The following is a 14,538-nucleotide window of genomic DNA, read 5'->3' as shown; positions in this document are numbered from 1 at the left end:
TAATGACTCCTGATCTAACATTGCATCCACGCCGCCTCTTCATTTTCAGAATCAGTGGCAATTGTGCCTCAGGTGGGTCAATTTTAAATTACCGTTAGTGGGTCAGTTTTACATTGCCGGTGACAACTTTTCAGGTATTGTAAACGGCGTACGCCCTAATGAAAAAGTAAAACCTTTAGTAGGTTTTGAAGGTTTTTCTTACGCTCGATTAATCGACGAAGGCAATGGCGTATATGGAAAAGTGCTTAAAGAAGTTGGGTTTTATACTGATTTAAGAACTGGCGATATCTTAGAGGAATGGACTAACCCCTATACCAACGAAACAGTCAAAGTAGTGCCTGTAGCTAACGACCCCTTTAACTACAAGTTAACACCTTATGTTCCACAAGGGCCCTCGTACGGCGGTTTAAATAAAACCGAAAAGAAAAAAATCCCCATGCTGTACCCATGGAAAGAAACCCCAAACAATACGGTGACGTTAAATTCACATATTCATTTGTTTTATCCAAATGCGTTGCAGCCAGATGAGTGGCCAAGAGAATCTTCAGGCCCAATGAACCGTGTTTCTGAGATGTTTAACTATGTCATCAATAAAGACGATTTGGCCAACCCAGACGTCACTAGTATTGAATATTCTGGGGCGTGGAGCCGAATTACCCCTTGGCTGCCGTGGATGTTAATGGGTCAAGCAGAAGGACATTGTTTCTACGACTGTAGTATGGGTGCGTATAACAGTTCGGAAATATTGTCGCCAAAAATCCGCGCGTATGCCGAAAAACATTTCCCAGAGTATTTCGAAGCACCAAAAGAGTGGTATGGACCCAGTTTGTCGAGTCTAGAGCACTATGCTCGTGAACAAACACCAGCCCCAGTTAAAAAATAAAATAAGAACCTCCCCCTACAAGTAAAAAGCGGCTAACAAGCCGCTTTTTTTTATCTTTTAACTAGCTAGTCGCTCTTTCCTGAGTTTCTCCAAGGACCCTTCCAATAGCATATAATTAATTGGCACTAGAATAAGCGTGATAAAAGTCGCAAATAAAATACCGAAACCTAAAGAAACAGCCATTGGGATCAAGAATTGTGCTTGGGTAGATTTTTCAAATAATAGGGGCATCAGTCCAATAAAGGTGGTTAAACTGGTCAGCATTACTGGCCTAAATCGTGAAGCTCCAGCGGTCAGAATTGCTTTTAACAGCTCCATTCCTTGCTCCCGCTTAGTATTGATATAGTCTACAAGTACTAAGGAGTCATTTACCACTATACCCACCAAGGCTAATAAGCCCAATAAACTAAAAATGGTCAAATCCATTCCCATGATCCAGTGACCGACCACGGCACCAATTGCGCCAAAGGGGATTACACTCATTACCACTAAAGGTTGGGTATAGGACTTAAATGGAATGGCAAGTAATGCATAAATCACAAAAAGCACAATTATCAAGCCGATACCTAAAGAGCCAAATGAATCTCGCTGTTCTTCTGCTTCACCTTCGAGTTCATAAGACACCCCCGGGTATTGGGAGCGTAATTCCGATATGTAGTTATTCAAATCATCCTGTAGTACTGTCATATTAGTATTATTTTTATCTACATCTGCGGTTACGCTAATGGTTCTTAATCGGTCAATCCGACGAATAGTAGACGGACTTTGACCTGGTGTAAGAGTGGCAATACTGGAAAGTGGAACCGTTTCATTATTCCCCACATCGATAAGTAAATTAGTTAGACTGGATAACGACTGACGTTCACTCAGCGGCAGCCTCAACATCACTTTCACGTCGTCTCGCCCGCGCTGAATACGCTGCACTTGTGAACCGAAAAATGCACTGCGTATTTGACCAGTTACGTCAGCTCTGGAAAGACCTAAAGCCTCCCCTTGTTTGTTCAATTCGATTTGTAATTCTTGCTTACCATCGGAAAGACTATCAGCAATATCATAAACCGTAGGATAGGTATTGAGTCGCTCAATCACTTTGTCAGCAACCTTTTCTAAGGTCGCCACATTATTCGAACTCAAGCGCACATCTATGGGATCCGACGAACGGCCTAACTCTGCTCGATAACTCAGTGATTCAGCGCCTGGTATATCACCAATAAGCTTACGCCACTCATTTAATAGCTGAGCAGAAGTAATGGATGAGGTTCTCGATTCTGGTGGACTTATCTCAAAACGAACACTACCTGAATTTGTCGAACCGCCTCTCCCACCGGTAGTGGCAAGTACATTTAAAATAACACTTTCACCGGTATCTTCGTCGACATATTTCTCTTGTAAATCGCGGGCATGCTGAGCAATTTGTATGATGTACTTATTTGTAATCTCAAACGCGGTTCCTGTGGGCATACTCAGAGACACCCGAACTGTTTCACTGGGAATTCTTGGAAAAAACACAAACCGAGTCCAACCGCTTACGATTAATGTCAGTATCACGGCAAATACACCACAGAAAACCATGATAGTTGTCCATTTGTATCTCAGAGTCGTGATAAGAGTTGGTCTGTAAAAACGCAGAATAGCCCGTTCGAAACCATCCGCAAACTTTTGCTGATACATGGAAAACTTACTTTGCTTAGTTTTTTCAGAACGCAATTTCAGGTGCTTCAAATGGGAAGGCAAAATAAACTTAGATTCAATCAAAGATAATAGTAAAACAGGAATGACCACGTAGGGTATCTGCGCAAAAATATCTCCTCTACGACCTTCAATAAAAGCCAAAGGTAAAAACGCAGCAACGGTTGTGAGAATGCCAAAAGTAACCGGCTTAGCCACTTCTAGGGTGCCTTGAATAGCAGCTTGTTCTCCTGACTTAGCCTTACCTAAATGGGTGTAAATATTTTCTCCGGTGACTATGGCATCATCGACAACTATACCTAACACTAAAATGAAGCCAAATACGCTCATCATATTTAAGGTCACGCCGAAAAATGGCATTAAAATAAAGGCGCCCATGAAGGCGACTGGGATACCAATGAATACCCAAAAGGCGATAGATGGACGCAAAAATAGGGTTAATAGTACAAGGACGAGAATTCCCCCTTGTATTGCATTAGAGGTTAGACTTGATATGCGGCTTTTAACAATGACAGAATCATCATCCCAGTAGGTTAAATTGAAACCTTGAGGTAATCCTTGTTGATGCTCATCAACATATTCTTTTACTTTATCCGCTACTTCAATAGCACTTTGTTGACCAATGCGATATACCTCAATAAAAGCACCTTGCTGGCCATTGAAGCGGGTGCGAACTGGGGTTTCTTCAAACCCATCAAGTATATTAGCTATATCATCAAGACGGATAATGGAACCATCAGGATTGGTTTTGATAGGAATGGCAGCAAATTCGTCTTTTCGATAAGCTTGTCCTTTAGAACGAATGAGTATGTCCCCACTTTCCGTTCTTAAGTTACCCGCGGACACATCGACGCTGTTATTGTCAATAATATCGGACACTTGATTGATGGTTAATTCTAGCTCGCGGATTTTGTCTAAGCTAAGCTCGATGGCAATTTCGTAATCACGAATACCATCCATTTCTACTTGGGTTATACCATCAATAGCTAGTAAATCATCACGCACATTTTCGGCATATTCCCTTACCTCTTTCTCGCTATATGGGGCTGTAACAGCCACGGTAATGACTTCTCTTTTACGATCCCCAAGGGCAACGACTGGGTTTTCAGCGTTGGCAGGAAAGGTATTGATTGCATCGACTCTACTTTTAATATCAGCCAGTAAATCTCGGCGATCGTAGTCACTATCGAGTTCAAAGGTAACACTGCCCCCTCCCTCCGAAGATTGGCTAATAATCTTAGTGATACCTTCGAGATCTTGCACTGCCTCTTCTATACGAATAGTAACACCTTGCTCAATGTCTTCAGGTGTTGCGCCATCAAGGGTAACGCTGACGGTTACCATATCAATTTCAAAAGATGGAAAAACTTCTAGGGGAATACGACCATTTAAACTCAACAAGCCTGCTGCGACTATGGTAATCATTAACAAGTTGGCAGCGACTGAGTTTTTTGCAAACCAAGCTATCATTTACCCTTCCTTACGTGGAGGTCGATTAGCACCTCTTTCGCTGTTGGGACGCTCAGGCCTTGAATTGGGGTCTCGTTTTTTACCAGCACCTTTGCTCTGCTTCTGAGAATGACTGGCATTGTTGATGACAGATACTGCGGTACCTGAGCTTACTTGGCCCAACGGAGTTACCACTAAGGCTTGTCCACTTTCTAAACCGGATTTAATTAACGCCTGGCTATCGTTTTGCCAAGCAACTTCGACTTCTTTTCTCAGCAGTACACCGTCTTGTTCAATATATACGTAACTACCTTGATAGATTGCAGTAACAGGTATAACGATAGCGTTATCAATAGTCTGCCCTTCTATTTCGGCGGTTAAATACTCACCAATTTTAATCGATACGCCACGCTCAATAGCTTGATTAAAGGGATCATCAATTTGCGCCACCACATATAATTGTCGCGATGCAGAATCTATGGAGCTTTCGGTGCGTATTATTTTACCCGTCCAGGTTTGCTGACCGATGAGATCAGACGTAAAAGTCACGTTTATGGGGGGCGTGGCGAGGGAATTGTCAATATTGGTTTCGGGTAGATCTACGAAGCCCAAATCATTGTTATTAATTGCTAAGCGAACCTCCAAATAGTCAGTAGCATAAATGCTGGCTAACTCGGTATTGTTTGAGACGACTGTCCCAATATCTACATTTTGGGTTACCACTCGGCCACTATAAGGTGCAATTATTTTGGTGCGTTTTAATGATAACTCTGCTTTTGTCAGTTGTGCTTTTGCAGAAATTAAATTAGCTTGTGCACTTTCTTGTTGGGGTATTCTCAACACCAAATCACTGGGTTTTTGCTTACCCCCTAACCGCTGCCAGTCTATTTTTGCTTGCTCAGAGCGCGCCATTTCTTCAGCTAAACTTTGCTGCGCAGTAATAAGGTTAGCCTTGGCAATATTGACTTCAGCTAAGTAATCGCTATCGTCAATTGCTAGTAACAAGTCGCCTTTTTGAAAAAATCCGCCGGTACGAAAGGCATCATCTACAAACACGATTTGCCCCGCAACCTGAGACATTAACGAGCTTTGGGTACGTGGGGTAACCACACCATAACTGTCTAGAGTGATCTGAAACTTTTCAGGTTGCAATAATTGCGTTTCCACGCTCAACACCGCAGCATTATTTGGCCGCTGACGTTTGGCTTCAGGAGGATTGTTATAGATAACCCACACCGCGACAGCAGCAATAAGCATAACAACGATGGGCAATACAATTTTTTTAGAAATTACCATTTAATCAAAGCTCTTGAATTGGGGCGTAGAGGTTGATTCCTCCTCCGAGAGCAACATGCAGTTGAACTCGATTCGCAATTAAGTCAGTTTTAATATCGATGAGGTTATTTTGAGCGGCAATAAGCCTCGCCTGAGCCTCTAACACAGTGGTGTAAGTTACTAGGCCTGCTTGGTATTGCTCAAAAGACAGTTTATTTGCAAATTTAGCGTTTTCTTCGGCCTTTACGGTGGCTTCATATCGCTCAATTAAACTCGCTTCTGCAGAAAGGGTATTCTCCACCTCCAAAAGAGCGTTTAATACCGTATCCAAATAACTTTCTTCAAGACGTTTCAAGGTTAACAATTCAATCTCTTCATTGGCCTTAAGCTTTCCAGCATTAAAAATTGGCGCTGAAATACCGCCGACCAAAGACCAGGCTGCAGAAGTGGATAGCAAATCTGATAGCGAGTCACTTGACGGCCCTCCACTGGCAGCTAGGTTAACTGAAGGGAAGCGTGCTTTGTGCGCTATGGCTAAAGCTGCATCTTGCGCCATCAATTCTAACCAACTGGCTTGTAAAGCAGGTTTTCGGGTGACTAGTTCCGAGGGTAAACCAACGGCAACATCAACATCAGGCAGGTTTAAAACCTGTGCAACCTCTAGTTGTCCATTAGGATAGCGACCCAGTAACCGTTCCAAGGCTCTAACACTCTCTAACAACGTTTGTTGGTTGGTTGCCAATGTTGATTTATCTGAGTTGAGTTCATTTCGAGCAAGATAAACGTCTAAGGATTCGTTCAAACCCGCTTGATAACCACGTTCAATAATGTCTAGACTATTGGATGAGTTCTGTACTTGCTGGGCTGCTAATTCTGTGCGCTGAAACGCCCTAGAAGCATTCGCATAAGCAATGATGACATCACCAGCTAATTGCAATCTGGCCTCTTCTAACTCTGCTTTTGTTTGTAAATAACTGAGCTTTGCTTGACGCTCAGCATCTGACAACGCTCCCCAAATATCCAGTTCATAAGATAGTTGAGCTTCTAGACTAAAACTGTTTCCACTACTGCTGCTGCGTGATGCATCAAATGAGGCATCGAGAGAAGGCCAAAAATTACTTTTTGCGATAATTAAATTCTGTTGCGCAATATCTAGTAAATAGGCTTGTGAACGAATACTTTGATTTGCCTCAATGGCTTCATTGAGTAGAACAGTTAAATGTTGATTATCGGATTTAGAGGTAAAATTAGCTAACCAGTTATCGTCAACTTGTTTGGCATTATGCTGGAACTGCCACTCTTCAGGTAAAGCTGGAACTTCCTTATTTTGATCCAATTCAACGGAGCTACAACCGTGCAAAAAAAATAACACCAAGGTTAAGGAAAACAGCTCTATTTTTTTGTTATATAAAAAGAATTTTGACAGCATAAAACTACGTGGATTAGGCATATTGACTAAAATAATACAGTGAGTCTAGAGGTTATGCAGTAACAAAAAATTGAATTTACGTAAACTTTACGAAGTTTGCAATTCAACTCAAAATATCGTCTATTGAACCTTTAAAATTTCGAATCAACCTGAAAGTTTATTGCAAATAAACGACAAATCGAAGAGATATTTCACATCTTGTGTCCTATTATTAAGACAAGCTAAATTAAAAGGTCATACTTATTCAGCTGATTCATCTGTAACAAGAGTAAGTTTTATGCCAGGTTGTAATAGAATAAAAATAGCTTTTCTTCGCGCCGATATGATCCCTCGGATACTCTTATTTGTACTTTTTTATTTCGCTTTCATCTCGACTTCTCAAGCAATCGATAAAAAACCAATAGTTCTAAGATACAATTTAAGCGGAACTGAATTTTGGATTCCTTTCGGGTACTCAAGAGATGACAAAAACCCAGGCATCTTTGCAGAACTGATTGACGTAATTTTGAATAAAGCAAACTTCTCCTATAAATTTTTTTATTACCCGCCTAAACGAGCAATTCAAGAATTCGAAAAAGACCAACTCGATATCGACTTTATGAGCCTTAGCTGGTTTAAAAATGGCGATCTGGGAGACGACTATGTGCAAACCATCGGCATTTTTGAATTAACTGAATATAACGTTACTTTACCTAAAAACGCTAAGAAATATTCTACGCCGCATAGTATTTATGGCAATCAAGTAGGGACAATCAGAGGCTATAGCTATTTTAATGATGACATGTTCACGAGAGTTGACTTCAGTTCAGAAAATGTATTAATTAAGGGTTTGAGTAAAGGTCGATTCGAAGTGGCTATCCTTGAAGGTTTAACCGCTCAGCACTGGGCTAATCATTATAATTTGGAAATTACCTTAGCTAGTATTCACTCCCGTGGCGACATCGTACTTAGAGTGCGCCGCGAATTTGATCACCTAATACCCGAATTGAATACCGCCATTAGAAAAATCAAAAAAGAAGGGGAAATAGAGAAAATTTTTCAGCGTTATAATGTGCTGCTAAACAATATGAAAATATAATGAATAAAGCAGTGAAATAAAGAGCGTCAAAGCTTGCTCGCTCTTTATCGATTAACACCACTATTTTAATTTTCCCTTTATAAGCTGCTAAGCAACGGCTTGTTGGAGTCCTTGGTGAGCAAGATATTCTTCGTAAGTTCCCTGAAAATCAATGACTTCTTGATCTTTAATTTCAATAATCCGAGTGGCCAAAGAAGAAACAAATTCACGATCGTGGCTGACAAAAATCAGTGTGCCATCAAAATCCGCCAAAGCATCATTTAGTGCTTGAATCGCTTCCATATCCATGTGGTTGGTGGGCTCGTCCATCACCAAAACATTCAAGTCAGCCATCATTAACTTACCGAATAATAGACGGTTCTTTTCACCACCCGAACATACCTTAGCTTTTTTATTGAAGTCATCGGCACTAAATAACAGACTTCCTAACAAACCTCTGACCATCAAATCGTTATGTTTAGGTGTGCGCCATTGAGACATCCAATCAAAAAGACTCAAATCACAATCAAAATCGGTAGAACTGTCTTGTGGGCAGTAACCCACGCTGGCGTTTTCAGACCATTTCACCATACCTTCGGCTTGCAAGTCATCCATCAAACAACGCAAGAAGCTGGTTTTGCCCACCCCGTTTTCACCAATGATGGCTAATTTTGCGCCGGCTTCAAGTAGCAGGTTAGCGCCTTTGAATAAGGGTTCATCTTCAAAACCAAAACTCATATCTTCTAAGGTTAGTGCTTGCCTGTGCAACTTCTGATGCTGTTTAAGTTGAATACGCGGCGTTCTTCGACTAGAACTTTTCACTTCGTCTAGTTGAATTTTATCCATCTTTTTAGCCCGGGAGGTGGCAAGCTTAGCTTTAGATGCATTGGCAGAAAAACGTGCGACAAAGGCTTGCAGTTCTTCTATTTCTTCGCTCTTTTTAGCATTTTCTCGCAACAACTGCTCTTGAATTAATGCCGCGGCTTCTTGGTACTTTTCATAGTTCCCCGGATAGATACGTAACTCACCATAATCAATGTCTGCCATATGCGTACAAACAGAGTTTAAAAAGTGTCTATCGTGGGAAATAATGATCATGGTGGACTTACGTTGATTCAACACCTCAGCAAGCCAGTTAATGGTATAAATATCCAAGTTGTTGGTTGGTTCGTCGAGTAACAATATATCTGGGTTGGCAAATAACGCTTGGGCAAGTAATACCCTTACTTTCCAACCTGGAGAGACTTGTGACATCAAACCGTAATGAAAATGTTCTTCGATACCCGCTTCTAACAATATTTCCCCAGCACGAGATTCAGCTGTATAACCATCCATCTCCGCATAAAGGGTTTCTAATTCGGCCACGTGCATACCGTCTGCTTCACTCATTTCAGGCTTAGCATAAATTTCATCACGCTCTTGTTTTACTTTCCACAACTCCATGTCACCCATAATAACGGTGTCAACAACAGAGTATTTTTCGAAAGCAAACTGATCTTGGCTTAGTTTACCCAGCTTTTGACCAGGAGAGATGGAGACATTACCTGAAGTAGGTGCTAAGTCACCACTGAGAATTTTCATTAAAGTGGATTTACCACAGCCATTTGCACCGATTAAGCCGTAGCGGTTGCCATTGCCAAATTTAGCCGAGATATTTTCGAACAGTGGCTCAGCGCCAAACTGCATAGTGATGTTTGCGGTAGATATCAAAATGGAATTCCAAATAGTAAAAAAGCAACAAAAACAAACCAAGGTTCACAATAAAAGCCCAATGTCGCTGCGCAATACTACTTAGTTCAAAACGGCGCGCACTATATATAAATTTAGCGGAAAAGTCGAGGGGATTTGATTATAAATCATACTGACATGAGTCGAAACGAAAAGAATACTTTGCAGTTAAACTTGCGCAAATTTTTAACTTTTTACCCTAGTCGCATAGTAAACACGGCAAAATTACCTCACTATGAAACCTGAAGTGTAAAACGAAAACAGCTCGGGTTTGAAATGACATTACTGCAAACCGTTACATCTCTCATGCCAATCTTATCTGTACTGGTATTTTTAGTTATATTACGTTGGCCGGCCATGCAGGCAATGGCCGTGAGCTTAGTGATAACAGCGAGTTTAGCGGTGCTAATTTGGCAGGTACCTTATGTGCAGATTTTTGCGTCTATACTTGAAGGCTGGATTATAGCTGCCACTATCTTAGTTATTATTTTTGGCGCAATTTTTTTACTCAATACACTTACACAGAGTGGCGCAATTTCAGTTATTCGGCAGGGGTTTATTGGCATCAGCCCTGATCGACGAATTCAATTAATCATTATTGCTTGGTTGTTTGGTGGCTTTTTAGAGGGTGCTTCAGGATTTGGAACACCAGCCGCAATCTGCGCTCCGCTTCTTATGGCCCTGGGATTCCACCCTCTTGCTGCAGTTGCCCTAGCACTCATTGCTGATTCATCGGCGGTTTCTTTTGGCGCTGTGGGCACACCTATTTTGGTCGGCATTAATCAAGGTCTTGGACATATTAGCAATGACAGGCTGCAACACATTGCCACTACAGCAATTAGTATTGATTTGTTTGTAGGTGTGTTTATCCCTTTGATGATGGTAAGTATTCTAACGCGTTTCTGGGGTGAAAATCGCTCATTCAAAGAAGGGTTAGCGCTTTGGCCATTTGCGATATTTGCCGGTCTTGCATTTTTGCTGCCCGCATGGCTTGTGGCCAATATCCTAGGCCCCGATTTCCCGTCGATTCTCGGTGGGCTTTTAGGCTTAATCATCGTTATTGGCGCAGTCAAACTGAATTTTTTAGTTCCTAAAAAAGTATGGCTATTTGCAGGTGAAGAAGCAACAAATAAGCAGCCTGAACCAGCGGTTCCCCCCCCTAAAAAAGCATCCGAAATGTCAATATACTGTGCTTGGATGCCCTATGTCATAGTCGCAGTTTTATTGGTACTCACTCGACTAGACTCCTTACCACTTAAACCCCTATTGACTGGTGTAAAAATCGAATTTAACCATATTTTAGGGACCTCAATATCCCATTCTGCTAGTCCGTTGTATTTACCTGGGGTTATATTTGTTTTGGTATGTGTGCTCACCTTCTTCTTACACAAAATGTCCTTACAGCAAATTAGCACATCATTTCGCTTGTCTGTGAAGTCGCTAGTGCCATCTCTTTTGACCTTAGCCACAGCCGTCCCCCTAGTCAGAGTTTTTATTAATTCCGATGTTGCCACCAGCCCATTGACAAGTATGCCTAAAGAGTTGGCGATGATGATGTCAGAATTTTTTGGTCAGTCTTGGCCAATGGCTGCCGCTTTCGTCGGTGCGTTAGGTGCATTTATTTCTGGATCCGCGACCTTTTCAAATATGATGTTTGCTGAGCTGCAACAAACTACTGCATTAACGCTAGAAATCGCCCCCAATGTGATTTTAGGGTTACAGATGTTGGGTTCAAATGCAGGGAATATGATTTGTGTTGTAAACGTAGTAGCGGCTTGTTCGGTGGTAGGTCTGAACAACCAGGAAGGTTCTGTTATCAGGCTGACACTAGTGCCAATGATGCTTTATTGTCTTCTCGCAGGTGCAGTGTCGCTTATTTGGTTAAGTGTTGTTAACTAACCCCAATTTAGAATTGAGGCTAGTTAAAACAGGCGAATTGTATAACGAGTTAGGGATTCAGCAAGCTCCCATTGCCCGTTAGGCTGACTCAGCTTTTCTAAAGCTGATCCTAAAGAACACGCTATACAGAACAGGTACGGCAATCAATGTCAGTACTGTGGCGAAGGCTAACCCGCCCATAATAGTCACAGCCATATCAGCAAAGAATGCATCAAACAAAAGTGGAGCCATGCCTAATATAGTGGTAATAGCAGCCAATGAGACAGGTCTGAGACGACTTAAACTGGCATTGGTAATGGCGAGTCTTGGCGTCTGTCCTTCCTCGAGAAGCAAATCGATTTCTTCAATTAGAACAATGGCGTTTTTAATTAACATACCAAACAGGCTTAAAAAGCCTAACAGCGACATAAAACCAAAGGGCATGTCTGTCGCTAATAGTCCGGCAACTACTCCCACGACTGCCATGGGTACTACCATCCAGATGATCAATGGTTGTTTCACTCGACCAAACAACAATACCGAAATTAAAAACATTACCAAAAATCCGACAGGTAGGCCTTTGCCTAGTGCTTCTTGCGCTTCATTGGCATTTTCATACTCGCCACCCCATTCAAGTTTATAACCATCTGGTAAATCAATGGCTTCCACCTTAGGACGAAGACGCGTGAAGGCTTCACCTGCAGTCTCATTAAAACCAGGCTCGGCTGAAATGGTAATTGTTCTAATTCTATTTCGACGTTGAATTAGCACATCTTCATTCACCAACTCTAGCTCTTTCGACACTTGTTGGAATGGTACGTATACCCGTTGCTGGGAGCTCCATACGCGGTTATTTTCAATGGCTTCAATGGGAGTTTGACCAACAGTAGCCATCTTCGCTTTGATGGGATATGAATAATCACCATCGCGCACTACCCCTAAAGATAATCCATCACTGGCATACTGAATTGCGTCATTAAAATCGGAGCGGGATATTCCTGACATACCGGCATTAAACTCATCATAATGAGCATTCAGAGCAAGACCTTTTTCACGCCAATCATGACGAATATCTCGGATACTCCCGTCTTGATTGAATACCTGTTGTGCTTGTTCTGCTAGCTGCCGCAAAATTAACGGGTCAGGACCAGAGAAACGAGCCTGCAGTTTAGCACCACCACCTGGACCAAACTGCATTCGCTCCATATAAAAATCAGCATCGAGATCAACATCCTTTAGCTTGGCCAAAATAGCTGGAGCCAACTCTTCGATTGCGTCTTTATCGTGTACGCGAATAAACAACAAACCGTAGCTTTCATTATTCGCTTCAGGAGCGTATGTCAGCGTAAAACGGTCAGCTCCTCGCCCGACAAAACTGGTTACTGATTCCACGCCGTCAAAGGTTAAGATTCGTTTTTCAGCTTGTTCAATTTTATCTTCGGTATAGCGTATATCTTGATCTTGCGGTCCCCAGTAATGAATAAAGAAAATAGGTGCATTTGATGAAGGGAAGAACCCTTGCTTCACATAACCAAAGCCAGCCAAAGCAATACCGGTGATCACAACTAACGAGGTGAGTGTCACCCACCTAAATCGCAAAGCTTTATGCAAAATATGTAAAAATACTTTTTGCGTTTTACCAATACTGTCCAGGTCTCCAGCAAACTTTTGTGATTTATACACATAACCACCCAGTACAGGCACAACAGTTACGGCTAACACCCAACTCAGCATCAGTGAGACTAAAACAACAAAAAACAGTGAATACAGAAATTCACCTGTGGCGTCATCAGACAACCCAATACCGGAAAATGCAGCAATACCAATAATCGTAGCGCCGAGTAAAGGCCATTGAGTGCGTTTTACCACAAAACTAGCGGCATCCACTGGTTTAGTTCCGCCACGAATTTTTAACATCATACCTTCTGCAACAACAATAGCGTTGTCAACCAACATACCCATTGCTATCACCATGGCCCCTAGAGAAATCCGTTGCAGCTGCACTCCCATTAACCACATGATCATGACAGTGCCAAGCACAGTAATAACCAGCACAGCGCCAACGATGACGGAAGATCGCCAGCCCATAAATAACCAAAGTGTTAGGGTGACCACCACCACGGACATAATAAGGTTCATAATGAATCCGCCAACAGAATCATCGACAATTTTGGCTTGGTCATAAATTGGAGTCAGCTTCATCCCCAGTGGCAAATCATCTAGCAAGCTATCAACTGTTTGACGAACGTGCTCACCCACTTCCACGATATTCACGCCATCGATAGCGGATACCGCTAAGGTGATAGCTTCACTGCCTTGATAGCGAATAAGAGAAGATTGAATTTCAGCAGGTTCGAGTTCGAGCCTGGCGATATCTTTAATACGTACGGAGCGACTGGTACCAGGTATGACTAATGCTAGATTACCGATTTCCTCCAATTGATTTGGAGACTCTTCTACAAGTAATCTGATTTTTTTGCCATCGACTTGGATCCGACCGCTATTAAATGGATTTAAATTGTCTTCAAATAACCCCACAATATCTGGAAAACTCATACCTAATCCAGCAATTAAATAAGGATCAATATAGGCTACAACTTGCTCTTGCAATACGCCGCTCACTTCAACTTTCGCCACCCCTTCAGTGGTTAATAATTGTCTGCGAATGATCCGCGCAAATTCTCGCATTTCATAAGGGCTAAAGTCGGGGGCAACCAACGCAAAGTACAAACCGTAAACGTCACCAAAGTCATCATAGACCGCAGGTTCTTGGGCGCCAACAGGTAAAGAGCCACTCATATCACCTAGCCGCTTTCTTAGTTCATCCCAAATCTGTGGCAACATATCGCCATCGTAGTGAGGTTGCACTTCAACGGTAATCTCAGACTGCCCTGGTGACGAAATAGACGTTAAACGATAAAGTTGTGACATTTGCTGGATGGCGATTTCCAGAGGTTCTGTAACCTGCTCTTCCACCTTCTTAGCACTTGCACCAGGAAACGCGGTAATGACCTTTACTTGTTTGATGGTAAACGCTGGGTTTTCCAAACGCCCAATCTCAGAAAGTGCAATTAAACCACCGATGGAAAAGACTAAAATAAGTAACCAGATATTCACTGGCGTACGCATGGCATAGCGCGCTATATCCAT

8 protein-coding genes are annotated in these 14,538 nt (G+C 42.1%); 3 read left to right on the top strand and 5 right to left on the bottom strand.

What is annotated here, in order from left to right; translation table 11 throughout:
• The first annotated feature begins 97 nt into the window (after positions 1-97).
• The gene (locus ACYVIL_RS03200) at positions 98-883 is read left to right on the top strand and encodes a DUF1838 family protein (RefSeq protein WP_460311529.1); all 786 of its coding nucleotides are present in this window, start codon (positions 98-100) and stop codon (positions 881-883) included.
• Positions 884-940: 57 nt separating this feature from the next.
• On the opposite strand, the gene ACYVIL_RS03195 is transcribed toward ACYVIL_RS03200, so the two are convergent.
• From ACYVIL_RS03195 to ACYVIL_RS03185, 3 genes are read right to left on the bottom strand one after another with little or no spacing between them, the layout of a single operon-like run.
• Complete coding sequence (locus tag ACYVIL_RS03195) at positions 941-4,042, bottom strand: efflux RND transporter permease subunit (protein WP_460311528.1); 3,102 nt, start codon at positions 4,040-4,042, stop codon at positions 941-943.
• Positions 4,043-5,317 (bottom strand): efflux RND transporter periplasmic adaptor subunit, encoded by a 1,275-nt coding sequence (locus tag ACYVIL_RS03190; RefSeq protein WP_303473083.1) that lies wholly within the window; start codon positions 5,315-5,317, stop codon positions 4,043-4,045.
• 4 nt (positions 5,318-5,321) lie between these two features.
• Positions 5,322-6,725, bottom strand: a complete 1,404-nt coding sequence (locus ACYVIL_RS03185; RefSeq protein WP_303473082.1) for a TolC family protein — start codon at positions 6,723-6,725, stop codon at positions 5,322-5,324.
• 160 nt (positions 6,726-6,885) lie between these two features.
• Between ACYVIL_RS03185 and ACYVIL_RS03180 the strand changes: the two genes are divergently transcribed.
• Positions 6,886-7,803 carry a substrate-binding periplasmic protein gene (locus ACYVIL_RS03180; protein ID WP_460311527.1) on the top strand — a complete coding sequence of 306 codons (918 nt, stop codon included), beginning with the start codon at positions 6,886-6,888 and terminating at the stop codon, positions 7,801-7,803.
• A gap of 87 nt (positions 7,804-7,890) precedes the next feature.
• On the opposite strand, the gene ACYVIL_RS03175 is transcribed toward ACYVIL_RS03180, so the two are convergent.
• The gene (locus ACYVIL_RS03175; RefSeq protein WP_460311526.1) at positions 7,891-9,492 is read right to left on the bottom strand and encodes an ABC-F family ATPase; all 1,602 of its coding nucleotides are present in this window, start codon (positions 9,490-9,492) and stop codon (positions 7,891-7,893) included.
• A gap of 294 nt (positions 9,493-9,786) precedes the next feature.
• Between ACYVIL_RS03175 and ACYVIL_RS03170 the strand changes: the two genes are divergently transcribed.
• Entirely contained in the window at positions 9,787-11,409 is a 1,623-nt protein-coding gene (locus ACYVIL_RS03170) for an L-lactate permease (protein ID WP_460311525.1), read from the top strand.
• Positions 11,410-11,487: 78 nt separating this feature from the next.
• On the opposite strand, the gene ACYVIL_RS03165 is transcribed toward ACYVIL_RS03170, so the two are convergent.
• Positions 11,488-14,538 (bottom strand): efflux RND transporter permease subunit, encoded by a 3,051-nt coding sequence (locus ACYVIL_RS03165; RefSeq protein ID WP_460311524.1) that lies wholly within the window; start codon positions 14,536-14,538, stop codon positions 11,488-11,490.

This window comes from Aliiglaciecola aliphaticivorans (assembly GCF_054782055.1).
The sequence above is the reverse complement of the archived record's forward strand: the minus strand, read 5'-3'. Positions and strand labels throughout refer to the sequence as shown.